This is a genomic window from Maribacter vaceletii (assembly GCF_003634105.1).
Taxonomy (GTDB): domain Bacteria; phylum Bacteroidota; class Bacteroidia; order Flavobacteriales; family Flavobacteriaceae; genus Maribacter_B; species Maribacter_B vaceletii.
In genome coordinates this window covers 1760996-1787734 of sequence record NZ_RBIQ01000007.1, presented here as the reverse complement: position 1 = coordinate 1787734, position 26739 = coordinate 1760996, and the positions used below count along the sequence as shown (strand labels likewise).

Here is a 26739-nt window from a genome sequence, read left to right as displayed (position 1 = left end):
ACAACTCTTTTTTAAACTTTATTTTAAATTTTTTTTAAACCAAAACCAACACCCCTTAAAACCAATCACTTACAACATCAAAAAAATTGAGAAAATATAGAAATGTAATCTGCAATAGCACTAGATAAAAACAAAAGCTATTTTTATAATGCTAAAGAGAAACCACAGAGCAGTTAACATAGAGGTAACATTTGTTGTTTTCTTAAGAAAAAAAGTTCCAAACTAACCCAAATCTTATTACAAAATCTCTATAAGGATAGTTTGGAGCAGCATAATGATTATTAGTTTTACCAAAAGAGGAGTTAAAATGTTCTGCTTTTAAGTAAATTCTTGTTTGTTGCACTTTGGCATTTATAAAGAAGTCTAATAAAGGATAGCCTCCTAAGTTTTCCGTGTTTTGAATATAGAACTCTCCTAATAAAGGATTGTATGCATCTATATTATAGGAAGAAAAATACTTAAAGGTTATTCCTGTTTGAATATACATTGCTTTTTTAAAAACATCTGATGAGAAATAGAGTGTATTTCTTGTTACTAATTCTGGAACGTTTAATACTTGATTAGTTTGCGCTACGTTTTGATACATTATAGTATTATGAAGAGCAAACTTTCCTAGCCGTATTTCTTTTTGATATTTTACTTTAATATGATTTACACTGTTTCCTTCTTGAAAAGGTTTTACTGCGATGCTTTCTTCTCCTTCTCCTAACGGAACATCTGGATTTATTTTAAAATAGGTATACTTATTTAACGTTGTTAGGTTACCTTCTAAAAGTCCCCATTTTTTTGATTTCAATTCAAAATTGAGATTATTGACTTTCTCTTTTTCAAATTCCGTATTATACCAGTTATAGTTAAGGTGTTCGCTTTGGTATAATATTTGGTTAAAGTCTGGCATTCTAGAAGAAGAATGTATCCCGAACTTTATACTCGTGTCTGGATTAAAAGAATAACTAGCGGAACCATTAAATATATTACCAGTAAGATTACCGGATATTGTATACTTTATATCTGCATTAACATTAAACCCGCCTATTTGTTTTTTATAATTACCACCTAAGCTAATTTCTTCTCCTTTTAATTGGCTTGGTATAATCTTATCCTCTTTTACAAGCACACTATTAAAGTAGTAATTATAGTTATACAAACTTATATTCCCTTCTAACTTACCTAAAGTAGCATTATAAAATTGTGCTCCAATTTGATTGTACATTGTTTTTAGAACTGCTTTATCATTAACCTCATCTAAAAATGCTTCTCCAAAATAACTATTATCCTCATTTTGCATGTATTGATAATATTTTGTTTCATAGTTAAAGGTATGTGCTAATGCTAAAGAGGTTTTTTCCACTCTACTAGAATCTTTACTTTTTCTAAGCAACTTATAGTTATGTTCTAAAAAATACCTTTTGCCTAATACTTTGTTCTTTGCATCTACAAATAAAACATCTAATCTTCCCCGGTCACTAAAATCTGGATCACCAGAAGCAAATTGCAGCTCAGCATCTGCTAACCCTCCATTTTCCTCGGTCACTATATCTTGTGCTGCAATATGCCCAATTAAACTATACCTGTTATTTTTAGAAAGGTAATTGGTAGTTGCTTTAAAATTTCCTGATTCTGCTTGGTTAATCTGATATTTTCCTAAAGAACGAAACCCTTTAAAGCCCAACGAAAAATTAAGCCTTCTAGAGGTGTTAAAAGTTAGCATAGCATCTAATAACTGCCCTTGTTCAAACGTGGTTTTAAAAAACAAATCGGACATTGGGGTAGCTACATTATAATATTTAATATCTTCTACCTCTGCATAATTAAAATGCTTTGCTTTTGCTCCTAACCTTGGATACAAGGTAGCTCTATTAAAATTTACTCCTAATTTAGTATATGGCTGCCCAACATTTGCGAAAGGCATTAACTCAAAATCGTCCTTTCTTAAATAGTTATACTTAAACTCTTTCCGTATAGTTAATGTAGTATCTAAATAGGTGGTATCTCTTGCGTAGGTTATAATTTTATAATCCTTGATTGTGACTCCTAAAGTATCTCCTTCTTTTACAGAAGCTTTATTTTTAGGTCTTGGTCTTATTTTTTTTAAAACCGTATCTGTTTTTTTTGCGGATATAATAGAATCTGTTTGCGCAGAAACAATAGTTGCGAAACAAATTAAAAAGAAAGAAAAATAATATTTCATAGTATAACTTACAAAAGCAAAGTTAATTTTTTTGTTCCTAATGAAATGTGAAAGTTTTCATGTAAATCAAAATTAATGAACTTTAAATCTTAAAATTCGCCTCTTGTTAGTATTTTAGTAAGCTATAATCTTATATTTTATATATTCTTTTGCTTACCAATATTTTTAAATTTCATGATGAAATAGGAACCGATGAAGCCGGAAGAGGTTGTCTTGCCGGGCCAGTTACTGCTGCTGCTATAGTATTACCTGATGGTTTTTCTAATAGTATTCTAAACGATTCTAAACAATTATCAGAAAAAAAGAGAGTAGAATTACGCCCAATTTTAGAAGCAACTGCTATTTCTTTTGGTGTAACACATATACATCCTACTAAAATTGATGAAATAAATATTTTAAATGCCTCCATCTTGGCCATGCATGAATCTATTGGCCAATTACAAACCTTATCTGAATTTATTATTGTAGACGGCAATAAATTTAAACCTTATAAACATTTTACGCATGAATGTATTATAAAAGGGGATAGTAAATTTATGCGCATTGCCGCGGCATCTGTTCTTGCAAAAACCTACAGAGACGATTATATGGATAAAATTCATGAAGAATTCCCGATGTATAATTGGAAAAAAAATAAAGGCTATCCTACAAAAGAGCATAGAGAAGCAATTAGAAAATTCGGCATAACCAAATACCACAGAAAAAGTTTTAGACAATTACCAGAGCAGATAGTTGTAAAACCTTAAAAATTATAACTTTGTTGTAAAGTAACCTTACATGAGATTTAAGATTTTAATTATTCTAGCTTTTATACTATTTCTTGGTTGTTCTCAAGAAGCTTCTACTACGCATTCTTTACTGAGTTATGTTCCTGATAACGCATCTATCCTAATTAAAATAAACAACTTAGACTCTTTAAAAAATCAACTAAACACTAACGATTTTATTTCTAAAATGAAATCTTGGAAGGCATTCTCAAAAACAAAAAATAAAGTAATTCCTTTAAAATATATAACAAGCAACACCAATGGTATTTTAAGTTTTACTGAATTAGGAAAAGAAAATTTTGAATTCCTATATATAACTGAGCAAATAGATAGTCTTAGTATAGATACTACCGCAAGAGACTCTATACATTCTATTTCCTATGAAAATAAAATAATAGAAAAGCATGTCTATAGAGATGCTTCTTTTTTTACTCTTAAAATTGCTAAAGCATCTATTATAAGTTCCTCTGAAATTTTATTAGAAAACCTACTAAGAAAGCAAAATAATTTAAGTGTAAACCCTGTTCTTGAAAAATTACTGAGCGTTCCCAATCAGAACAAATCGGCCGTTATAATAGCTAACATAAACAATGTAAATTCTATACTTACTCCCCTACTTAAAGACACTTCTTCTTTTTCTATTTCTAATTATGCAGATTGGTTATCTGTAGATGTAACCTTAAATCCAAAAAGTATACATATAAGTGGTATAAGTATTGCAAATGACTCTATTCCTAATTTTTTAAACCTATTTAAGAATACAAATGCATTAAAAAATACAATTGCATCTTTTGCTCCTAGTAGTGCAAATGCAATAGAGTCTTACACTTTTGATGCATATTCTACCTTTTCTAAAAATCAGCAATTATTTTTAGACCGTTCTACGCCTCTAGATTCTTTGTTTAATACGGTAGAAGAAATAGGATACATACACCTTAATAAAGAAAAAGCTATTGTGCTTAACACCTATGGTTCTGAAAACATTTATGAGTATTTAAATGCCAATAAAAAAGAATCTATAGATTATCAGGGAAATGAAATTTTAGCTCTTAAAAACAATACCCTATTAAACAATTGCCTTAATCCTCTCATTAATAATTACAAAGCTTCTTATTGTACCGTATTAGAAAATTCTTTTATTTTCTCATCAAATAAAAATACACTCCAAACTATAATTAATAGCTATAAAAATAATGCAACGTATACCAATAATAATGTGTACACTTCTGTAAACAATACTCTAGCGGAAGAAGCTACTTCTTTGTATATATCTGATGAGAAAAACATAAAAAACAGTATCGCTAAATATTGCACCACTTCTTTTTACAACGATTTTAAAAAGGCAAAGTTTTCTGATTATGCTTTTGGAATACAAACTGTAGCAGATAAAAAGTTTTTTCATACAAATATTTCTATAACACCTATTGTTGAAAATAATACCCGTACTAGTGTTTCGCCACTTTTCTCTTTGCAACTAGAAAGTGATATTTCTATGGGGCCGCAATTTGTAACAAATCACACTACTAAAAAGAAGGAAATAGTTGTTCAGGATATTAATAATGTACTTTATCTTATAGCTACAACAGGGCAAATTCTATGGAAAAAACAGTTAAATAGTGCTATCCAAGGAAAAATTCATCAAGTAGATATATACAAAAACAAGCGTTTGCAATTGGCTTTTACAACAACAAACCAATTTTTAATTTTAGATCGTAATGGTAAAGAGGTTGCTCCTTTTACTATGGATTTTAAAGATGGCAGTCTAAACCCTTTAGCTGTTTTTGACTATGAGAATAAAAAAGAATACCGCTTTGTAGTTACCCAAGGGAAAAGAGTATTTATGTACAACTCTAAAGGCAAAATTGTAAAAGGCTTTAAGTATACCAAAGCTTCTAATAATATCCTTTCCGCTCCAAAACATTTTATTATTAAAAACAAAGACTATTTAGTTTTTAAATTAGAAGGAGGAAAACTTAAAATAGTAAACCGTATTGGAAAAGAACGTGTAAAAGTAAAAGGTAAAATAGATTTTTCTGAAAACGAAGTTTATGCTTATAAAGATAGATTCAATACTACAGATATTGATGGCACACTACACCAAATAGATGTTAACGGAAAAGATACAAAAACCCAATTAGCACTTGTAAAAGACCACGGCTTAGTAACCACTTCTAGGTCTTTGGTTTATATGAATGATAATACCTTAAGTATTAAAGGAAAGAAGGTTACTTTAGATTTAGGTGTTTATGACAAACCCCAAATATTCTTAGTAAATAACAAAATGTACATTAGTATTACGGACATTCAAAATCAAAACATTTACTTGTTTGATAGTCAAGCTAGGCCCATTCCTAACTTTCCCATTTTTGGCACCAGCGCTATTGACCTTACTGATATGGATGGGGATAAAAAACCAGATTTAGTTACCAAAGACCTGGATAACTCTATTGTGGTGTATCAAATTCAATAATATTATTTACCAAGTATACTTATTATACTACCAAAAACACAGCCTTATAATACGTTTGTAAAAAATTTAAACTTTTAAGATGTTAACCTTTGTATTTTGCTTACATAAAATAGGCAAACAACTATAATGAAAACGTCATCAAAAAAAATAAAATTCATTTTTACACTTCTTACTATCTGTCTATTCTCTTTAAATGCTAATAGTCAATTTTTAAAAAACTTAGGAAAAAGAGCAGAAAAAGCTGCAGAGAGAGCTGTTGAAAAAAGAGTAGAAAAAGAAACTGAACAAAAAACAGACCAAGCATTAGATAGTATTTTTGAACCTGGAACTAAGAAAAAGAAAGCTCCAAAGAAAAAAAAACAGACGAAAACAAATCAAGATTCTTCCTCTGAAAATTCTTCTGAAATTAGTATCCAAAGTTCTTCTTCTGACCCAGCCATTGAAGTATATAGAAAATTTGATTTTGTTCCTGGAGACAAAGTTCTTTTATATGACGATTTAGCCAATGATTTTCCTGGTGATTTTCCTGCAAAGTGGAATAGTAATGGTAGTGGCGAAGTGGTTACTATGGGAGAAAATCGCAATAAATGGATGGAATTAAAATCTGGTCGGGGTACCTACTATATTCCAGACACTCCAAATTTGCCTGAAGAATTTACTATTGAGTTCGATTTTTTAACCACAGGATTAGACCAAAAAACTTCCTCTACTACTATTTTTGGTATTTATTTAGATGATAATAATGGTTTTACCACTAAGAAAAATACTGCCATTATTGAAATTCCAATGTGCCAGTTTATAGAAATAGGAATGGTTATAGAATCTTGGAGTAATGGAAAAAGAACGATGCGAAATTCTTTAGACTTAGACATTCGTAAAACCATACAAAAGGAAGCTCATATTTCTATGGCAATTAATAAACAACGTGTTCGCTTATGGATAAATGAAACTAAATATGTGGATATTCCAAGACTACTACCAAAAGCCGATATTACCTCTGTTAAATTTTCTCCTTTTAATTTTAGAGATGGCGTGGATAAAGTTTTTATTCGAAATTTAAAAATTGCAGAAGGTGGTGTAGATTTAAGAAGAAAATTAATTGCAGAAGGAAAAATATCTACTAATGGTATTTTGTTTGATAGTGGTTCTGCTACCATACAACCCCAATCTATGGGTATAATTCGTCAAATATATCAGGTGATGGCGCAAGAAAACAATTTAAATTTAAAAATTGTAGGTCATACCGATTCTGATGGGAAAGCAGATACCAATATGAAGCTTTCTAAAAAACGAGCAGAAGCTATAAAAAATGCACTTGTAACTATATATAATGTATCTGCCGACCGATTAACTACGGCAGGAAAAGGAGCAACCGAACCCGTTGGAGATAATAACACTGCCGACGGCAAAGCCCAAAATAGAAGAGTAGAATTTATAAAACTATAAAAATGAAAAAAATTACCGCATTACTTATCTGTATTCTTTGTGCTTTTTTCTATACAAATGCACAAGATAATTGCAGTAAATATTACCCAATGAAAGAGGGTTCCTCTTTTGAATATACCAATTACAATAAAAAAGGAAAAGTAGAGGGCATTACTACCTATAGTATCTCTTCTGTTTCTTCGGAAGGTTCTGCTACAAAAGCCACTTTAAATTTAGCATTAAGTGATAAAAAAGGAAAAGAAAATTATAAAACAAGTTATACCTATACTTGTGAAAATAATATGGTAAGCATTGACTATAAATCATTATTCCCAGCTGCGATGATGAAACAGTATGAAAGCATGGGCATGAAAATGGAAATTTCAGGTAATGACATAGAAGTACCTAATAACTTAGAAGTTGGTAAAGAACTTAAAGATGCCAATGTTACTATTAATATGAATATGAGTGGCATGGACATGTCTATATCCGTAGACATGACTAACCGCAAGGTTCTAGCTAAAGAAAGTATAACTACAGTTGCAGGTACGTATACTTGTTATATAGTTTCTGAGAAGACCACTTCTAAAACTATGGGAGCAACTATTGAAATGTCTTCTAAATTATGGTTAGCAGAGGGTGTTGGTATGGTAAAAAACGAGACTTACAAAAAGAATGGGGATCTAATGAGCCGTACAGAGCTTACAAAGTATACTAAGTAATTTTTTTTAATATTAAAAATGTTAACCTTTCCAATTAATCAACATTAATAAAAAACACCTTTAAAATCATATAATGAAAAAGATTATTCATGTCTTATCTATTACGATACTGCTTATACTACAAGCTTGTAATTCTGATGATGACAACCAAGAACCGCAAAATGAAAACCACGACCCAACAGTAACCATTTCTCCCGATCAAATGATTGTTAGGTTTGATGCTTCTGTAACCGAAGAAGAACGTATTACTATTAGAAACGAATCTAATGTTACTAATTTTAAAAAATGCGATTGCGGTAATGAGAATATAGAATTATGGGGTATAGACCCAAATGTATTAGATGTAGAAAATGCTGTCAGAGGCTTAAGAGAAAGGGAACGAGGAAGAGCGGAAGGCGATTACCAATTTTCTTTTAGCTTACCAACAGTGACGGACTTTGAGGTTCCGGATGCTATTATCCCTTCAGATATTATTCAATTCACATCCAATACTACAGAACCTGAAGCCGTTACTATTGCGGTTATAGATACTGGAATTGATTATCGCCGATTTTTTGAATCTGGGGGTACTTTATACCAAGATCCTGGTGCCCCAGATTGCGAACCAGAAGATCCAGAACACACCCATACTTCTGGATGGAATTTTATAGATAACTCTGGCACTTCATTAGACTTAAATGGTCATGGCACCTATGTGACAAAACTAATAACTTCCACTTTAGAGGAGAAGAGTATTGGTTATCGTATAATGCCCATACAGGCATTTAATGAAAATGGAGAAGGTTCGCTTTGGGATATTGTCTGTGCTATAGGGTATTTACAACGTGTACAGCAAGAAGGTGGTACTATACATATAGTAAATACTAGTTTTGGTGGCACCATAGAAAAAGAATTGTTTGAAAACGATGGACTTTTAAGCACTATGATTGGGGAATTGCAAAATGATATGCTTTTTGTCGCTTCTGCTGGTAATGAAGGTATAGATGCGGACACTAGTAATGTACGCCATTTCCCTTCTGGCTTTACTGCCGAGAATATTTTAGCCGTTGGTGGTACTATAGAAAATGGAAGTGATTTTAATATGCATCCAGAATCTAACTACGGAAAATTAAGTATAGATGTAGCTGTCCCTTTTGAGGGGTATACCATAAGCGTTGATGGTCTTACAGATGTTGATTTAAAAGGAACTTCCTATTCCGCTGCTCGTGTTTCGGCATTGGTATCCGAATATTACATTAACAATGGTAAACCTAGCCCAGTAGACCTTAAAAATCAATTTTTGAGTACCGCTACTTCTGTTCCGGCATTAAATGATTCTATACATTCTGGAAGAATAATACGATAATAAACATCTACTCTATATTTTAAAATCCCGCATGTATTTGTGGGATTTTTTGTTTTTTACCCTCTAATGAACGTTTCGTTTACATCCGTAGGTTCTCGATACAAAATTCTTTCAGAATTTCACTCGAACGGACGGATTAACAAACTACAAGAAATATCTAAAACGTCCCTTCGAGGTTTTTTTGTAATGAAATGCATCAAAAAATGTATCGAAAACTACTTTAAAGTCAATTTTTCGTCCATTCAAGTACTTTTTCGGGTAAAATTATAGAGATCAGTAGATAAATACGCAACAGTAAATATCCTCAACGGATGGTAATTATGTCTTTTAAAAGATTCACATGTCAGTTCGAGCGGAGTCGAGAACTATTCGTTAGTTCTAAATAGACTTCGACTTCGCTCTCCCTAACATTTACAAAAAATTTGAGCTGTAATTTAGGCAACTATCTCCAGACCTCTATAAAATTATATCGAGAATCCTTGAAAACTAATTTTTCGTGCCTTCGAGTGTCCTGAACCTGATTCAGGATGTATCGAGAATAGAAAAATTAGCCACACCTATAGAGCAAAGTAAATACTTTCCTATCTTTAAAAAATGAAACCTTTTTTCCTTATAGCCTTCCTAATAACTGCATTTTGTTCTGCACAAGATGATGCTTTATTACATATTATAGATAGTGATATTTCCATAGAGGAAAAAGAGCATCAAATAGATTCTCTTTTAAGCCTACGAAATCAAGAACAACCTACCGAATTACTAGCCGATTTTTACCACGATTTAGCAAGCAAATGGTTTTTAGAAAATTGGTGGGATTCTGAAAATCAAGAGGACTTAGATAATGCTTTAGTATATGCCCATAAAGCCTATGACATAAAAAAGAAACTCCCAAGTTTAAAAAAAAGTTCTTTAGAAAAAACACTATTTAATCTAGGGCATTTTAATTATTTAAATAATGATTTGTATGAGGCTATTGATTTTTTTCTACTACTAATTACTACTGGAAAAGATACTCGCCTTATTCAAAAAGCGAATTTAGATTTAGGCAAAATCTATATGTACCTTGGCGACTTTTACAAAGCATTAGATAGATTTAACGCTTATACTACACATTACAATTCTAATACTATCCTTAACAATAGAGAAAAAATAAGTATAGCTAATGTATATATCTTAAAAGCCAATGTGTTTTCGCAAATGGGGATGAAACAATATGCTGCTGATATTCTGTTAAACTTAAGTAATGCAGATAAAATTCTAAAAAAAACAAACAATAATGACACCTTTTATAAAAACAAAATAAACCAATTAAAAGGAAATTTATTATTAAGACTAGGATATTACACTAATGCCATTGCTCACCACAAAAAAGTTATAAATGATTCCATAAATCTTTACCCAGATGAAATGGCTTTTATCTATAGCAGTTTAGGCTTGTCACAAATTAGAATCGAAGATTATAATAATGCCTTATTTAATTTAAAAAAAGCAATTTCGTATGACAACAATTTCACAGATTCCTATGAAAATTTAGGAGACCTCTATTTAAAACAAAACCAATTTAAAAAAGCACTTTTCTATTACCAAAAAGCAATGGTAATGGCAACGCATAAAAAAGAAGTTCTATACGATGGCCTTCTTACCACACAAGATTTAGAATTGGCAGCAGAAAAGGTTTTTTTGCTAAACCATATTATTACCAAAGCCAATGGTTGGTTAGCCTATTATAAATATAACAAGCAAAAATCGCATCTTATAAATGCACTAAAAACGTTTACATTGGCGGATCAGTTGGTAGATATTATCCGTACAGGAAATACGGAATACCAATCTAAATTGTTTTGGAGAGAAAAAGGAGCATCCTTATATATGAAAGCGGTAGAAGTTTGTCATTTATTAGACAAACCCCAAGAAGCTTTTCGTTTAATGGAGCGTAACAAAGCACTACTCTTATTAGAAGATGTTTCTAAAGAAATGGCGCAACTACCCAAAAACCTACTTAAGCAAGAGTATACATTAAAACAGAACATTTATTTATCTGAAAATGAGTTACAGATTACGGAAAGCCAAACAGACAGCACCGTAAATACACTTAAAAACAGCATTTATAAGCACAAACAAGCTTATGAATCTTTTGTAGATTCTGTTTCTTTAGCCTTTCCTAAATATGCAAACCTTAACAAAAAAGTAGATGTACTTTCTTTTCAAAATTTTAAAGAAACCTGTATTTCTAAAGAAGAAGTTGTACTACAGTATATTATGAACAAAGAACAAGGCTATGGTCTCTTAAGTACTTTGGAAAAAACTATACTATTTAAAATTGAAAACGTTGAAAGTCTAAATACAAAAATAATTGAGCTCTATGGCCTTCTAACGGATATAACTGCAAACAAAGAAAAAATAGCGCGCTACAATACCCTTTCTAATACCGTTTTTAAAACCTTAATTCCTTCTTCTATTTATGAAAATATCCAAGGAAAAAAAGTAACCATAATTTCGGATTATAGTTTACAACAAATTCCATTGGAGGCATTAGTAACTAACGTAGACAAAAGCACCTATTTAATTGAAGATGCTGAAATACAATACGCCTACTCTATGTCCTATTTAAATGCTAAAAAAGAAATTACAACCAATGCCGAAAAAAAATTACTTGGTATAGCTCCTATTACATTTACCAATTTAAAACTACCAAAACTTGTTTTTAGTGGAGATGAAGTCCGTGGTATCCATAAACTATACCAAGGTGATATTCTATTAGATACTACTGCCTCCAAATCTAAGTTACTTCCTTTACTTAATAACTATAAAATAATACACCTATCTACCCATGCAGATGCTGGCGAGGACGGAAATCCCTGGATTGCATTTAGTGATGAAAAATTATTCTTAAAGGAAATATACGCCACAAAAAACCAAGCAGACATGGTGGTTTTGAGTGCTTGTAACACTTCTATTGGTGAGCTTAAAAAAGGAGAGGGTGTTATGAGTCTTGCCAGAGGATTTTTCCATTCTGGAGCAAAAAGTGTCGTATCGTCTTTATGGACTATTAATGATAAATCTAGTAAAGATATTATGCTAGAATTTTATAATGGTCTAGAGCAAGGGTTAACCAAGTCGGCTGCTATGCAAAATGCTAAAATTAATTATATTAAGAAGTATAGAACCACCCTAACACCTTCTTACTGGGCTGGTTTAATTGTTATTGGCGATAACGCGCCCATAGAAAACAATACCTTTAATTGGATTTGGGTTTTAATCCCCTTTATGGCAATAGTTATAATCTTCTTTTATTACCGATTTAATAAATCTAAAAAATAACGGTATTATTCCAACTCTTGCAAAAGTAATTCTGCCTCAGTTGTTTTATAGTTGCCAGTAGCAATTACATCTTTTAAAGCCAATTTTGCCTTTTCTTTATCTTTTAACTTTAAGTAAGATAAAGCTGTATACCACATTGCTTCTGATGAAAACTCTCCTTTTTCAGCTATTACCTCTTTAAAAAACGGAATTGCTTTTTTAGGTTCGTTATTATTTAAATACGCCTGTGCTAAATAAAAATCTACATAACTGTTCTCCTCTTTTGCATTTAGAGCTGTTAGCAATTCTATAGCAGAAACAATATCATTGGTTTCATACGCAACAAAAGCTTTTCTTTCTAAAGAATTATCTTCTTCTGCTCCCCTTGTTATAGAATAAACCGTGTTGGGGTACTGTTGAAAATTATCCTCATAAAGTGTATTGTAATTTGTTCCAAAAGCAGAATTATAACCTAACCAACCTATCCCAACCAACAAAACAATAGAAGCCGCTATAGACCATTTTTGAAAATTGAGTTTAATTACTGGTTTGGTATTTTGCTTTATATCGGCTTCAAAATCTTTTAACTTGTTTTTTAAAGCTTTACCCTCTTTATCCTGAATAACTTTTTGTAGACTTTGCTCAAAAGCAAACTGGGCCTTAAATTCGGTATCTGAAGATAATAGTGCATTAAACTCCTTCTCTTGTTCCGGAGTTAATGTGCCAGAAAAATATTGATATAATAATTGTTCTTTTTCCATCTTGCTACATGTTTTCTTTTATACGTTCTTTTAAAGTCTTCATGCAACGCGATTTTGCTGCTTTAACAACATTCTCGCTATTATAATCTCCTTCCACTACAATTTCTTGTATGGTATATCCTCTATAGTAAAATAGTTTTAAAAGCTCTTGACACTTTTTACCTAAGGCAGTAAAATGTTTTTGAAGTAATTCTTGCTCTGTTGTTAATCCAGAAGGTTCTATCTCTATAGTATTTACAAGCTCATCTTCTTTACCTACTAAAGATAAGTCAAAATCGCCGCTAACCTTTTTCTTGTTCTTTCTCATAATATCAAAAATTAAATATTTTCCGATACTGAACAGATAGGTAGATATACTACTGGTAAAACTGTCTATCTTTCCGCTCATTACGTTATTATAAAAAATTACATAGGCATCTTGGTATACATCTATATTCTCATCATCAGATAAGTTATAGCGTTTTGCATAGTTTAAAAACTTATCTCTATTCTCCTCGTATACTTTTTTAAGTACCGCATCGGAGCCTTTTTTTAAGTCTTCTAATGTAATATTTGCCGCTGTATTTTTCACTTTAATGTAATGGGGAACATTAGGTTAACAGTCTTGATGCCTAAATTTAGTCTTTTTCCTTTTTTTAAAGACACTCAAATTAAAAAAACTACTGAGAAACTTAGATATTGTAGTGTTTTGCTTACTTTTAAAAAAAATAAATTCTTTTGTTAACCTTTTAATTTTTATCCCATAAAAGAGAAATTAAAAGATTTATTATGAAAACAAATACAACATTTTTAAGAGCCCTATTTTTATTTATTATTATAACTGTAGTAACAAGTTGTAATAAAAACGATGATTCTTCAGAACCTATTCCAACAAATTCTGTTTTTGGCAAATGGGAAGTAACCAGTGGACAAATGGCAATGAATGACTCTAAGTACGTATACATTAATGAAGACAACACTATACTTATATTAAGTGAAGACGACCGTGGTTTTAGAGACAGTTACACTACAAATATTACAATAACTGAAAATCAAATTATTTTAAGTGGTGGAGGCCAAGGTGGTTCTTCTATTAATAATTTTACATTAGAAGAGAACAAGCTTACTATTATAGTTCCTTATGATGCACCTCCAGCAATTTTAGAACGAAGAACTATGGATAATGAAGCTTCTAATTGGATTAAACCCCTATCTATTTTAAGCAAAGGCAATGTACCTTGGGGTAGAGATGTTGATATTACTTTTGATGGCGAATTTATTCTTGGTTACCACAGCGATGACCGAAATATACTTCAAATTAACCCTGACGATTTTTCAATAGCAGGTACTATCCCTACAACAAACTACCCAAATGCCTTAGAAATAGAAAAATCTGATTCTCCTCATCGCCAATTATTTCAAGGAGGGAGTGGTAATGGAACATTTGATTCTTATTTATATTCTAGTAATTCTGAATACTATACCTCGGAACCACTAGGAGCACACATGAGAGGAATTGCCTCTATAGAGCCTGGCCAATTATGGGTAAATAGCCATAATGCAGAAAAACTTTATAAATACAAATCTAATGGCGCACTATCTCCAGGAGAAATATTACAAACTATAGATCTAGGTTTTCAGCCTAAAGGAATGGATTATAGAGATGGGTATTTGTACATGGTTAAATATGATAAAGTGTATAAATGTACTACCACACCAGATCTTAGAGCTGTAGAAACATATGCATTAAAACAACATGATATAGAAGGAATTACTTTTGATGGCACCAATTTTTGGCTCAATGCAGAATCTAGAGAAAATGATGGATATGAACTTCTTAAAATAGATTTAACTCTTTAATTACAATACCTAAACTACTTTATAAACCTGTGCTTCTTTTATAGTTGTACAGGTTTTTCTTTTAAAAAAAATCTACTATCTGTTAACCTTTTAAGGTAGAAAACATAAAAGGGAAATAACATTTAAAAACTACAATTATGAAAACGTTTAAAATAGTATATCTAGCACTTTTAACATTAGTTATTATTTCCTGTGATAAACATGAAATAATAGAAGAAGATAGTATTCCAAAAGGAGGAGAAACAATAGAATTAAAATTTGAAGTAAAAACCCAACAAGACCAAATGGGCGATTTTGCAGAAAATGCCATGATAGAATTTAATGGTAAAATTTGGTCTTACGGAGGTGTCAATGATTACGGTGCTACTGGAGGTCATTTTGGTTGGTCTAGTGACAATGGAATTAACTGGAGTTCTTTACCTATGACACCAACATCATTAACCACTTTTAGAAGAAACCACACCTTAACTCTTTTTAATGATGAACTTTATATCATTGGTGGTGAAGATGCTTCCGAAAATGCTTATGGAGATATCTGGAAATCTACCGATGGTACTAATTGGACAAATGTGCATGCTACTGCTCCCTTTGGATTAATTCCGGAACATGAAACTCTAGTCTACGATAACAAAATGTTTGTAATAGCGGGTAATAGAACTACGGAAAATACAGAAGTATGGTCTACCATTAATGGTACAGATTGGGTACAAGAAACAACAAATGCTTTCTCAGGAAGAGCAGGCCAAAAAGGAGTTGTTTTTAATAATGCCATGTATATCGTGGGCGGAGAAGATATTGCTGGTCGTAAACTAAATGAAATATGGACCAGTACTAATGGTTCTTCTTGGACACAAGTGAATTTTATTCATTTTCCCGGCAGAAATGCACATACTGTAAACGTGTATGATAACAAAGTTTGGGTAATTGGTGGTAAAGATGCCTCAATAGACTACAACAATGAAATTTGGTACTCAGAAAATATGAGCGATTGGACAATCTATACTGGACCAAGGCCAGGTACCGAAGGTATTAACTCTCATACCATACTTAACTATTCTGATAAACTATGGCTTTTTGGAGGATACCAAAATGATGGTACTGGAACGGCAGAACTAAGAGGTGAAATCACTACAATAGAAATAGATTAAATCTTCCATAATAAAAACTTTAAAAAATTAAAATCATGAAAGTATTTACAACCTTAAGCACTCTATTACTATTAAGCTTATGTACACCCATTTTTGCGCAAACAACTCCTTCACAAGATTCCACAAAACAAGCAAACCTTTTAGATGAACAGGTTAAAATGTACGGTTCTGTTTTTAGTCTTGGAGGTGCAACAGAAGAAGAGAATCCTGTAAAAGGTGCTACAAACTACTTAGACTTATTAGATAAATTAAACCTATCTCCTGAGCTAAAAAAACAAGTAGAAGAAATATACCAATTATATGACACGAGTTTGGATCCTCTAAAAAAAGAAGAATTAAAAATAAGAGCCAATAAAATGATACAAGATGCTATGGCTAAAAGCGCCTCTGAAAACTAATATCATGAAAAAAAACATACTAATCATATTATTATTCAGTGCGTTAGCTGGTTTTAGTCAAGCTACACCTAGAAAAAAGAAAATTAGCATTGGATTAACTGTTATGGGGCAAAATGTTAGTGAAAATACTATAGAAAGTGAATTATCTTATTTTGACTCTAAACCTATTAATTACGATGTACAATTTAAAATTGGGAAGATTTTCTTTAGAGAAAAAATTACCGCAGGTTTCGCTATTAGCTTTAGTACTGTAAATTTTTATGATTGCGAATCTGCTAATTATGATAGAAGACATTCCACCGGAAGTGACTTTGATTCTAATTCCCCAGAATACTATAAATCTACCTTAGAAATGCAATTAGGTGTTTTTGCAAAATACAAAGTTTATGATGAAATTTTTGTGGATGCATATGTTGGTTTATTTGGGGTATTCCCAGATGGTGGCTTTTTTCCTAGTATTAATAACTACGACATAACTAAATATAATTTTAGCATTGGCTACGGTATTCATTTATGGCACTTTCTTGCCTTAGAACCCCATATTAGTATTCGTAACTCTAGAAAAATTTATATGGGAAGTAAAGATCATTATGACAAAATAAGTCCACTTTCTTTTGGATTGGGAATTACATTTAAACTTACAGGAGCTAAACCTTAGTTATATAAAACAAGTAATCCTAAAAACAACAAAAATATTTTGAGTTAGTTCGTTTTTTAGAAAGAGCCAAGATTAAATTCTTGGCTCTTTTATATCCCTAATGTTAACCTTATCTATTTTAAAACATTAAAAAGGGAACTTTAAAACAAAACCCATGAAAAATATAAAATTGCAACGAACCATTTCAATCCAATATTTATGCCTTTTAACACTTGTATTAGTTATGCAGGCATGTTCTAAAAATGATGACACCGTACCTACTATAGAACCAAGTATTCTTCCCATATCCTTATCAGGAGACTTGGCACTTGTAAGGAATGAAAAATCATTGTTAATAGATTTAAATAATGGAAATTTAATAGAAGAAACAGCTACTTCAACTACAGAAAAGTATATACATTTTAATGAAAATTATTATATTTTTCAATCTAACAAAATTCAAAAAACAAATGCATTGGGCGGTGCTCCTATTTGGGAAAAAGAATATATAAATGACCCAGACAGTTCCTACAAAATAGAATCTGCCAAAACTACTTTTTTTGAAACTACTCTTTTTGTTTCTTATAGAAAACAACACAACAGTACTTATAGATCCACATATTATTTTGAAGCGCTAGATATTACAAATGGGAATAGTTTATGGAAACATGAAGTAAGTAGTGAACTAACTCCTTATGTATATAAAAACAGATTAATAACCACCACAAAACCTAATGGAAACGCTTCTATGATTTTCCAATATAGAAACAAACAACTTGGGCATTTAGAAGTGGAACGTACACTAACAGAAAGAATTGGTGGTTTACTATTTAATGGTGATTTTATATACGCTACCTCTTGGCAAAAAAGAGTATTTGCCTTAGACAGAGAATTAAACACGGTTTGGAGTTTTGAAACAGAAGAAGCAAACCCACGTCAACCAATAATTTTAGGGAATCAATTTATATTCTATTCCAGAGATAAACATGTGTATTCTTTAAACAAGGATACAGGAAATTTAAATTGGAAAACTGTAATGCCAAACGGTTTTACTTTAGAAATAAGTGCTTTTAATGATAAAGTATATATTGGGCAACAATCGGGAGATTATAAGTTAACTGTGTATACTCTAAACATAGAGAATGGAGCTATTGACAAAACGCATAATACAGCCATGTCAGAATCTTATTATTCCACAAAATTGCAGTTTTACAAAGACTATTTAATACTTATAACATCGCCGACATCTAATGAATCTGATTCACAAATTCAAGTAGAACTTATTCACCTAACAAGTTCAGAAACACTTTGGTCTACCTTATATAATATTCCATTACGTAATTTAGAAACAACTATAAACGCTACAGATTAAAAACTTTTTTAGTGTTGTAAAGTAAACTACCTCGGGGCAAGCCCACGAGGCATTTATAGGAAACTGATTTTGATTTCGAGGCAAGCCTCGGAGCATTTAAATCTCGATTATCGAGTAAAAGCCGAGATAAAAATCTCGGCTTTTTTATTCTCACATGTTAACCTTTTTAGAAAGAAAACATTAAAAGGAAACAATCTTTAAAAATTACAATTATGAAAACTTTAAATTATTTTAAAACATTAGCATTAATAGCTGTAACATTTTTCTTTGCAAATTGTACAAACCCAGATCGTGATAATGATGTATATGATGAATCTGTAACTATAGATTTATCAGCAGAGAAAATTACTTTTTCAATTAACAAAACAACACAATGGGAAGGTACTGCAACAATTACAGGAACAATTAAAAACATTGGCGACCATTTTTCTTCTGGTAGAGGGCAACAAATTGCTTATTTATATGAAAGAAGCCTTGGTACACCAACTACACAATTAGGAAATATAGTTGCTTCAAAATCATTTTCTGAACTAGCCAGTAATGGCACATTAGAAGTTTCTTTTACTAGACCTTGGAACTCTTCATCACCAGCAGAAGGAGAGTTTGCTCCAGAATACATCCTTGTATTAAGTTATGACCCAGACCTTTTTATAGATGGTAATAAAAGTAATGACGATACCAACCATGATAATAATGAAATTTTAGAAAGTGGCATAGAAATAAATAACCTGTTTAGAAACTAAAAAACGTTCTTTTTTATGTAGTTGGTTTTAGTTAGTTCTTTAAGCTGAGATTTTATCTCAGCTTTTTTTATTTCTGATGTTAACCTTTTAAAACCTTAATCATAAAAGAGAAATAATAATAACTTTTTAAAATTTTAATTATGAAAACAACAATGAAATTATTAGGATTAGCTTTTATGACTTTAAGCTTAACACTTACCTCTTGTGGTAAAGATGGGGATGACGGATTAGATGGTGCTATGGGGCCAGCTGGTGCTCAAGGTATTGCCGGTCAAGATGGAACTAACGGCACCAATGGTGAAGATGGTGAAGACGGCAATGCAAATGTAAAAACCATTAAAATTGATGCCTCTGCTTGGGAAGGTAGCTTTGAGTCTGTTGATGTGTCAGAAATTACACAACCGGTATTAGACAATGATGCTATATTAGCATACATGCTCTCACAAAATAGTTTTTATTACGCTATGCCAGGTACAGTAGACGGGGGCGTTTATAATACTAGACCTTATTACAAAGTTGGAAAATTCTATGTTAATTTTAATAATTTGGATGGTACAAATTACTCTATTTCGGCTGGGGATATTGTAGAAGTAAAATTAATTATTATTGAATCTACAGAAAGTTCAACTTCTAGTAAATCTGGAAAATCTAATGCCCGTTCTCAATTGTTAAATGCCGGTGTAGATGTTAATGACTACCATGCTGTTATGGATTATTACGGATTAAATCACTAAAAATCATCCTTTTATATAAGAAAAACCGAGGCTTACCCCTCGGTTTTTTATTTAGTAAACTACCCTGGGGCAAGCCCGCGAGTCGTTTAGTTGGAAACTAATTTTGATTTAGAGGCAAGCCTCGGAGCATTTAAATCTCGATTATCGAGTAAATTCTGCTTCAAACAAAATAGCAAAATGCTTTAATAACTTTTCTTTTACTTCTTCCATAGAAACTTCTTTTTGCCCTATTTCTACATTTAAAGATGTAACAGCTTTGTCTTTTATTCCACAGGGAATCATTAAATCAAAATATCCCAAATTAGCATTTACATTTAAGGCAAAACCATGCATAGTTACCCATCTACTTGCTCTAACTCCTAAAGCACATATTTTACGCGAAAAAGGAGTACCTACATCTAACCAAACCCCAGTTTCTCCTTTAGAACGCTCTGCTTTTAACCCATATTCTGCAAGTGTTAAAATCACCATTTCCTCTAAAAAACGAAGGTATTTATGTATGTCTGTAAAAAAATTATCTAAATCTAAAATGGGGTAGCCTACTATTTGCCCAGGACCATGATAGGTAATATCTCCTCCTCTATTAATTTTATAAAACGTAGCATTTTTTTCTTTGAGTTGCTTTTCATCTACCAATAAATTAGACATGTCGCCACTCTTCCCTAAAGTATATACATGCGGGTGTTCTACAAAAAGAAAATGGTTAGGAGTTACCAATTGGGCATCTTCTCTCCTATTCTTAATCTTTATATCTAAAATTTCTTTAAAAATTTGCTCTTGATAATCCCAAGTTTCTTTATAGTCCTTTAGTCCTAAATCTTGTAAAATAACCTCTTTATTCATTACTACAAAGATACAAAGCTGGTAAGAAACAATTGTACATACTAATTTCTATGTTTAGTTGGGATTGTTTAAAATTACCAAAGCTGCAATAACTCCTGGCACCCAACCACAAAAAGTTAGTAATAAAACAATTAAAAAAGAACCACATCCTCTTCCTATTACCGAAAGCGGCGGAAAAATAATGGCTAATAATACGCGAAAAAAACTCATTCTATTTTTGATTTAATTTGATTGATGTACTTATTTGACGAATATTTTTCCATTTTGTTACAAACTAGGCTGCTTTATAACAACATTCTCGTTTTGCAAAATTGATAGATTAGCCTAGACTACCTATATTTGCAGCCTTAATTATTTAGATATGCAACTTTCGGAACAAGAAGTAATAAGACGCGACAAATTAGCTCGCTTAAGAGACTTAGGAATAGACCCTTACCCAGCGGCATTATACCCAGTAGATGCCACCTCAAAAAGTAGTAAGGAAAATTATGAAGAAGGAAAAAAAGTTGTAATTTCTGGTAGATTAATGTCTAGAAGAATACAAGGGAAAGCTTCCTTTGCTGAACTTCAGGATAGCGAAGGTCGTATACAAGTCTATTTTAATAGAGATGAAATTTGTACAGGAGAAGATAAAACACACTATAACGAGGTTTATAAAAAGCTCTTAGATATAGGTGATATTATTGGTATAGAGGGCGAACTTTTTACCACTCAGGTTGGTGAAAAAACCGTAATGGTAAAAAATTTCACACTTCTTTGTAAAACCTTAAAACCTCTTCCGCTACCTAAAAAAGATGCTGAGGGGAATATATACGATGAGTTTAATGACCCAGAATTACGTTACAGACAACGTTATGTAGATTTAATTGTAAATCCATCTGTAAAAGAAACGTTTGTTAAGCGTACTAAAATAACAAATACCATTCGTCAATTTTATAACGACCGTGGTTATTTAGAAGTAGAAACACCAATATTACAACCTATTCCAGGTGGTGCATCTGCACGTCCGTTTTTAACACACCATAACGCTTTAAATATTCCTTTATATTTAAGAATTGCCAATGAATTGTATTTAAAAAGACTTATTGTTGGTGGTTTTGATGGGGTATATGAGTTCTCTAAAGATTTTAGAAACGAAGGAATGGATCGTACCCACAACCCAGAATTTACGGTAATGGAATTGTATGTAGCATACAAAGATTACCACTGGATGATGGATACCACAGAAGAATTATTAGAAAAAATAGCTATAGATTCTAACGGAACTAGTAAAGTTACTGTTGGGGAAAATGAAATAGAATTTAAAGCACCATATGCTAGAGTGCCAATTTTAGAAGGTATAAAAACACATACTGGTTTTGATGTTGCTGGTATGGACCAAAAACAACTGTTAGAAGTTGCTAAAAAATTAGGTCTAGAGGTGGATGATTCTATGGGTGTTGGAAAATTAATTGATGAGATTTTTGGTGAAAAATGTGAGCACCATTACATACAACCTACTTTTATTACAGACTATCCAAAAGAAATGAGTCCGTTAACCAAAGAGCACAGAGATAATCCTGCATTAACAGAGCGTTTTGAGCTTATGGTAAATGGTAAAGAACTAGCAAATTGCTACTCGGAACTTAATGACCCAATAGACCAACGCGAGCGTTTTGAAGAGCAACTTAAGCTTTCTGAAAAAGGAGATGATGAAGCTATGTTTATAGACCAAGACTTCTTGCGTGCTTTAGAATACGGTATGCCTCCTACTTCTGGTATTGGTATTGGAATAGACCGTTTGGTAATGTTAATGACTAATAATTCTTCTATACAAGAAGTATTATTCTTCCCGCAAATGCGACCAGAGAAAAAAGCGGTGGAGTTAAGTGATAATGAAAAAGTAATTTTCGAGATTCTTAAAAAGACAAAACAAATGCCTTTAGCAGATTTAAAATCTGCGGCAAATCTAAGTAATAAAGCTTGGGACAAAGGTATTAAAGGACTTACCAAAAATGGTTTAGTTAAAGTTGCAAAAGAAGGAGATACACTACTTTGCCAATTGCAAGAGTAAAATAAAAACACATTTACATAGATTAAGGAGTCCAAAATAGGGCTCCTTTTTTTTATCCAACAAAAATCATAGCTTAGAGGCAATAAACCAACCAAATGAGCCTTAGTAAAAAAATAGGCCTTTTTCTAGGACCTATATTATTTTTTATTGGTATTAATTTACCTTTTTATGTAATCTCTGATAAAGGAGATGCGGTTTTAGCTGTAGCACTTTGGATGGTTATTTGGTGGATTACCGAAGTAGTTTCTATTTCTGTTACTGCGCTATTACCATTATTTTTATTCCCTCTCTTAAAAATAATGCCTATTGCAGATGTTGGTGCAAATTATGGTAGCCCAATTGTATTCTTATTTTTTGGCGGTTTTGTAATGGCGCTAGCGCTAGAAAAAGTTAACCTACATAAAAGAATTGCGCTAAACATTATAAAAATAACTGGTACTACACCTAATAAAGTTGTTTTAGGGTTTATGATTGCAACCGCAACTTTGAGTATGTGGATTAGCAATACGGCAAGTACAGTAGTTATGTTACCCATAGCCATATCTGTAATAAAATTATTAATAAATGATGCGGATGGTTTTACTAAAGAAGACCAGAACTTTGCCTTAAGCGTAATGTTAGGAATAGCCTTCTCTGCAAATGCTGGTGGCATAGCAACAGTAATTGGAACACCTCCAAATTCTGTTATGATAGGGCTATTAGAAAGCGAATATAATATTGAAATTTCATTCTTAAAATGGATGGTCATTGGAGTTCCTTTTTCTTTTACAATGATTACTATAAGTTACCTTGTTTTAGTTAAATGGATGTTCCCTAATAAAAATTTAAAGTTTAATGCCTCTAAAGGTGTTATTGAAGAGGAATTAATAAAGTTAGGACCAACTAGCGGAAAAGAAAAAATGGTTTTGGTAATTTTTGGTGTAACCGTATTCCTTTGGATATTCCGTACACTTATAAATAGTATTTTTCCAGAATTAGGCCTATCCGATACTATGATAAGTATTATGGCTGCAATAGCTCTATTTACAATTCCTTATAATTTAAAAAAAGAAGACTATATTATTAAATGGCAAGACACTAGTAAATTAGCTTGGGGTATTTTAATACTCTTTGGTGGTGGCTTGGCACTAGCAAAAGGAATGTCTGTTAGCGGTATTGTAGATTTGGTTGCCAATACTATAGCTGCAAGTAATATAAGTATTTTTGTAACTGCTGCACTACTTATTTTTTTAATGCTATTTATGACGGAGCTTATGAGTAATGTAGCTCTTGTAGCACTTTTAGCGCCCGTAGTAGCAGGTATTGCTATTGGTTTAGAAATACCTATTCTATATCTTTTAATTCCTGTAACTATAGCTAGTAGTTGTGCCTTTATGTTGCCTATGGCTACACCACCAAATGCAATAGTATTTGCAAGTGGCTATATAAAAGTGCATCAAATGGCTCGTGTTGGTGTTATACTAAACCTTATTGCTGTAGCATTATTAATTTTACTATTTCAGTTTATATTACCCTTATTATTTTAAATAAGAAAACCCCTGTCTCCACAGGGGTTCTAAACTAACTAACTCAAAAAATAACTAACTTAATTTTTAGTTTACCGCAAATGCATTAAAGTTCGCCGGTAAAAATATATTTGTATCTAATTCTACTTTAATAGTATCATTAGTATCTATGTAATTAATACTTTGTACATCTTTAGCATAACTATAAGCATCAAAACCAGAAGGTAAGTACTTTGTAAAATCTTCTTCTTCTATTAAAGAATCCTCTACATAAATCACACTATTTACATTAAAATAAAAAGTATTTGGATCAAAGCTTTCTGGTAAATAGTCTGCTGTATTAAATCCTAAATCTATTTCTACCTCTTCTTCTATATATTCAATTGTATTAATATCAAAATCTTCTACGTTCTTAGGAGTATTGTTTGCAAAAACTCCTTGACATACTGCCAATCCTAAGGCAACTGATAAACTTAATCTTTTGTAACTCATAACTTTATAGGTTAAAATTCTATGCAAAGGTAAAACCACATTTTAGAGTTATTATTGCGTTTAATGTTTTCTTAACATTGCTATGTAGAGGGCTAAAAAAGTACTTTAGCAATACCTTTCTAGTAAAATTATGAATATGATAATTTGCCGTTTATAAACTTATCACTTACGCAGTATTTGCAGGTAATTTTTACGACAAAAAAATGTGCTTTTTTTGTGTTAATTTTTTCATAACGGTTAGTATAGCAGCCTTTCATCGATAATTTAAGGCTTTAAACTACATAGAAACACCAAAGGCAAAGCCCAAAGAAAACTTTGGGCTTTACACTTAGCTAATTCAAAGAATTTAAAAATGACAACTCTTTATATATAAGACGCAACATAATAGTAAGTGTTACACTTAATCGAAAAAAAATAAGCTTTCGATAAACGGTATACTAGTGCTATTCTAAAAGCCGTTATTACCACATTGTAATATTCTTTTACAATGCAAAAGAAGTAGTTAACAACAAAACGCTTTGTATGTAGAAGAAAATAAAAGCCCCCAAGTCATGACGTATAAAACAAAGAGTTTCATTTATTTTAGCGTATTTATTGCTACAGCACTTGTATACTATATAACAGATTCTTCATCAGAAACAGAAAAAGAGATTTATGTTTCAAAAGAGAAAGTAATCTTAGAATCTACAGATACTATTACAACCACTGCAGAAATAAATTTAGAAGATAAAGAATAGTACTAAACTTATTTTTATAAAGAAAGGGCACAGCATGTATGTTGTGCCCTTTCTTTATAAAATACCTATACCTTAATATATAGGTGCAAATATTATGAAATAGTAAGCAGGCAAAAAACATCGATGAAATGCATATTACATATGGTAATAGATGAACTGCAAAATTCTCCGATTAAAAAAACGCTTTTACCACACTTTTAGGACTTTTCACATCTAAATAATCGCATTTGGCAACAATGCCCTTTTTAGTACTATGATGCAACCTACCTTTGGAGAAGAAATTAAAAAACCCCGAATCATGACATATAAAGTAAAAAGTTTAGCGTATTTAGTAGCATTTGTAGCAATAGCATTTACATACCATATTACTGACTCACAAACAGAAAACAAAACGTATACAGAAACTGCAGAGCTAATACAAACCAATACAAGCAATACCGTTTCTACCACTGCAATAGAAATACAAGAAATAAAATAACCCCCAATATTAACCTACTTAAAAAGGCGCAGAGACAACTCTGTGCCTTTTTTGTTTTATACTATAGCTGTTAAAAAATTCCTAAAGTAGTAACTACTATTAAACCTTTTTACAAAATAACGGTCTTAGGAGTATAATCTTTAAAAAAATAAAAACATGAAAAAGATATTTATAACACTGTTAGTTTTAGTTGGTATTACTGCCTTTGCACAAAGACCAGAAGAAAAAAAAGGAAAAGAGCATCATAAAACAATGCATGACTTTACTCCTGAACAAATTGCAACTTTGCATACTAAAAAAATGACTTTAGCGCTAGACCTTACCTCTGCACAGCAAAGTAAAGTAAAAGCTTTAGCTCTAGAAAATGCTAAAGAGCGAAAAGAAAAAATGGAAGAACGCAAAGCCCAACGTAAGGATAAAGATGCAGAGAGACCTACAAAAGACGAACGTTTTGCCATGCAAAATGCTATACTAGACCATAAAATTGCACAAAAGGCTAAGATGAAACAAATACTTTCTGAAGAGCAATATACTAAGTGGGAAAAAATGCAAGCACATAGGTCTAAAAGAATGAAAAAGCATAAAAAACATGCTAAAAAAAGAAAAGGACCTAAAAATGAAGAAAAGTAAAAGTTTTTAATTACGTTTTTTATTGTTGATTGTTAAGTCGTATTTGTAAAAATGCGGCTTTTTTTATTTTTATGTTAATAAATATAAACGCCGAAAAAATTAAGGGTTTATTATTTAGGTTATTTTTATTAAAAAAATTGGGATAACAGGAC

Annotated in this window: 24 protein-coding genes; 18 read left to right on the top strand and 6 right to left on the bottom strand. The window is 31.5% G+C overall.

Going from position 1 to position 26739, the window contains the following annotated elements; genetic code table 11:
- Nucleotides 1-202 precede the first annotated feature (202 nt).
- Complete coding sequence (locus CLV91_RS07450) at nucleotides 203-2191, bottom strand: putative porin (RefSeq protein ID WP_121065575.1); 1989 nt, start codon at nucleotides 2189-2191, stop codon at nucleotides 203-205.
- 149 nt (nucleotides 2192-2340) lie between these two features.
- Between CLV91_RS07450 and CLV91_RS07445 the strand changes: the two genes are divergently transcribed.
- The 6 genes from CLV91_RS07445 to CLV91_RS07420 all read left to right on the top strand — a co-directional run bounded on the left by CLV91_RS07445 (nucleotide 2341) and on the right by CLV91_RS07420 (nucleotide 12238).
- Nucleotides 2341-2937 (top strand): ribonuclease HII, encoded by a 597-nt coding sequence (locus CLV91_RS07445; RefSeq protein ID WP_121065572.1) that lies wholly within the window; start codon nucleotides 2341-2343, stop codon nucleotides 2935-2937.
- A 31-nt stretch (nucleotides 2938-2968) separates the two neighbouring features.
- A complete protein-coding gene (locus CLV91_RS07440; RefSeq protein ID WP_121065569.1) occupies nucleotides 2969-5428 on the top strand; it encodes a ribonuclease HII in 2460 nt (819 codons plus the stop codon).
- 126 nt (nucleotides 5429-5554) lie between these two features.
- Entirely contained in the window at nucleotides 5555-6874 is a 1320-nt protein-coding gene (locus CLV91_RS07435; protein ID WP_121065566.1) for an OmpA family protein, read from the top strand.
- 2 nt (nucleotides 6875-6876) lie between these two features.
- Nucleotides 6877-7575 (top strand): TapB family protein, encoded by a 699-nt coding sequence (locus tag CLV91_RS07430; RefSeq protein ID WP_121065563.1) that lies wholly within the window; start codon nucleotides 6877-6879, stop codon nucleotides 7573-7575.
- A 73-nt stretch (nucleotides 7576-7648) separates the two neighbouring features.
- On the top strand, nucleotides 7649-8920 hold the full coding sequence (locus tag CLV91_RS07425; protein WP_121065560.1) for a S8 family serine peptidase: 1272 nt from the start codon (nucleotides 7649-7651) through the stop codon (nucleotides 8918-8920).
- Nucleotides 8921-9514: 594 nt separating this feature from the next.
- Complete coding sequence (locus tag CLV91_RS07420; protein WP_121065557.1) at nucleotides 9515-12238, top strand: CHAT domain-containing protein; 2724 nt, start codon at nucleotides 9515-9517, stop codon at nucleotides 12236-12238.
- Between the two features lie 5 nt (nucleotides 12239-12243).
- On the opposite strand, the gene CLV91_RS07415 is transcribed toward CLV91_RS07420, so the two are convergent.
- Together CLV91_RS07415 and CLV91_RS07410 are read right to left on the bottom strand one after the other, a co-directional pair.
- Nucleotides 12244-12978: a tetratricopeptide repeat protein gene (locus CLV91_RS07415; RefSeq protein WP_121065554.1), complete on the bottom strand. Its 735-nt coding sequence runs from the start codon at nucleotides 12976-12978 to the stop codon at nucleotides 12244-12246.
- A 4-nt stretch (nucleotides 12979-12982) separates the two neighbouring features.
- On the bottom strand, nucleotides 12983-13549 hold the full coding sequence (locus CLV91_RS07410; RefSeq protein ID WP_121065551.1) for an RNA polymerase sigma factor: 567 nt from the start codon (nucleotides 13547-13549) through the stop codon (nucleotides 12983-12985).
- Nucleotides 13550-13746: 197 nt separating this feature from the next.
- On the opposite strand from CLV91_RS07410, the gene CLV91_RS07405 reads away from it, so the two are divergent.
- The 7 genes from CLV91_RS07405 to CLV91_RS07375 all read left to right on the top strand — a co-directional run bounded on the left by CLV91_RS07405 (nucleotide 13747) and on the right by CLV91_RS07375 (nucleotide 19849).
- Nucleotides 13747-14817, top strand: coding sequence for a YncE family protein (locus CLV91_RS07405; protein WP_121065548.1), 1071 nt, complete (start codon nucleotides 13747-13749; stop codon nucleotides 14815-14817).
- 137 nt (nucleotides 14818-14954) lie between these two features.
- Complete coding sequence (locus CLV91_RS07400) at nucleotides 14955-15965, top strand: Kelch repeat-containing protein (protein ID WP_121065545.1); 1011 nt, start codon at nucleotides 14955-14957, stop codon at nucleotides 15963-15965.
- Nucleotides 15966-16000: 35 nt separating this feature from the next.
- Complete coding sequence (locus CLV91_RS07395; protein ID WP_121065542.1) at nucleotides 16001-16363, top strand: hypothetical protein; 363 nt, start codon at nucleotides 16001-16003, stop codon at nucleotides 16361-16363.
- 4 nt (nucleotides 16364-16367) lie between these two features.
- Entirely contained in the window at nucleotides 16368-17021 is a 654-nt protein-coding gene (locus tag CLV91_RS07390; protein ID WP_121065539.1) for a hypothetical protein, read from the top strand.
- Between the two features lie 154 nt (nucleotides 17022-17175).
- A complete protein-coding gene (locus CLV91_RS07385) occupies nucleotides 17176-18372 on the top strand; it encodes an outer membrane protein assembly factor BamB family protein (RefSeq protein ID WP_121065537.1) in 1197 nt (398 codons plus the stop codon).
- A gap of 212 nt (nucleotides 18373-18584) precedes the next feature.
- Entirely contained in the window at nucleotides 18585-19115 is a 531-nt protein-coding gene (locus CLV91_RS07380) for a hypothetical protein (RefSeq protein ID WP_121065534.1), read from the top strand.
- Nucleotides 19116-19255: 140 nt separating this feature from the next.
- On the top strand, nucleotides 19256-19849 hold the full coding sequence (locus tag CLV91_RS07375) for a collagen-like protein (RefSeq protein WP_121065531.1): 594 nt from the start codon (nucleotides 19256-19258) through the stop codon (nucleotides 19847-19849).
- A gap of 141 nt (nucleotides 19850-19990) precedes the next feature.
- Here the strand turns inward: CLV91_RS07375 and lipB are convergent, their stop codons facing one another.
- A complete protein-coding gene (gene lipB, locus CLV91_RS07370) occupies nucleotides 19991-20692 on the bottom strand; it encodes a lipoyl(octanoyl) transferase LipB (RefSeq protein WP_121065528.1) in 702 nt (233 codons plus the stop codon).
- 54 nt (nucleotides 20693-20746) lie between these two features.
- On the bottom strand, nucleotides 20747-20902 hold the full coding sequence (locus tag CLV91_RS07365) for a YqaE/Pmp3 family membrane protein (RefSeq protein WP_121065525.1): 156 nt from the start codon (nucleotides 20900-20902) through the stop codon (nucleotides 20747-20749).
- A gap of 151 nt (nucleotides 20903-21053) precedes the next feature.
- On the opposite strand from CLV91_RS07365, the gene lysS reads away from it, so the two are divergent.
- A complete protein-coding gene (gene lysS / locus CLV91_RS07360; RefSeq protein WP_121065522.1) occupies nucleotides 21054-22745 on the top strand; it encodes a lysine--tRNA ligase in 1692 nt (563 codons plus the stop codon).
- 95 nt (nucleotides 22746-22840) lie between these two features.
- Nucleotides 22841-24271 (top strand): SLC13 family permease, encoded by a 1431-nt coding sequence (locus tag CLV91_RS07355; protein WP_121065519.1) that lies wholly within the window; start codon nucleotides 22841-22843, stop codon nucleotides 24269-24271.
- Between the two features lie 66 nt (nucleotides 24272-24337).
- Here the strand turns inward: CLV91_RS07355 and CLV91_RS07350 are convergent, their stop codons facing one another.
- Nucleotides 24338-24742, bottom strand: coding sequence for a hypothetical protein (locus CLV91_RS07350; protein ID WP_121065516.1), 405 nt, complete (start codon nucleotides 24740-24742; stop codon nucleotides 24338-24340).
- Nucleotides 24743-25293: 551 nt separating this feature from the next.
- On the opposite strand from CLV91_RS07350, the gene CLV91_RS07345 reads away from it, so the two are divergent.
- The 3 genes from CLV91_RS07345 (at nucleotide 25294) to CLV91_RS07335 (ending at nucleotide 26587) form a co-directional block, all read left to right on the top strand.
- Nucleotides 25294-25479 (top strand): hypothetical protein, encoded by a 186-nt coding sequence (locus CLV91_RS07345; RefSeq protein ID WP_121065513.1) that lies wholly within the window; start codon nucleotides 25294-25296, stop codon nucleotides 25477-25479.
- A 298-nt stretch (nucleotides 25480-25777) separates the two neighbouring features.
- A complete protein-coding gene (locus tag CLV91_RS07340) occupies nucleotides 25778-25957 on the top strand; it encodes a hypothetical protein (protein ID WP_147406406.1) in 180 nt (59 codons plus the stop codon).
- Nucleotides 25958-26113: 156 nt separating this feature from the next.
- Entirely contained in the window at nucleotides 26114-26587 is a 474-nt protein-coding gene (locus CLV91_RS07335) for a hypothetical protein (RefSeq protein WP_121065507.1), read from the top strand.
- The last annotated feature ends 152 nt before the right edge of the window (nucleotides 26588-26739 follow it).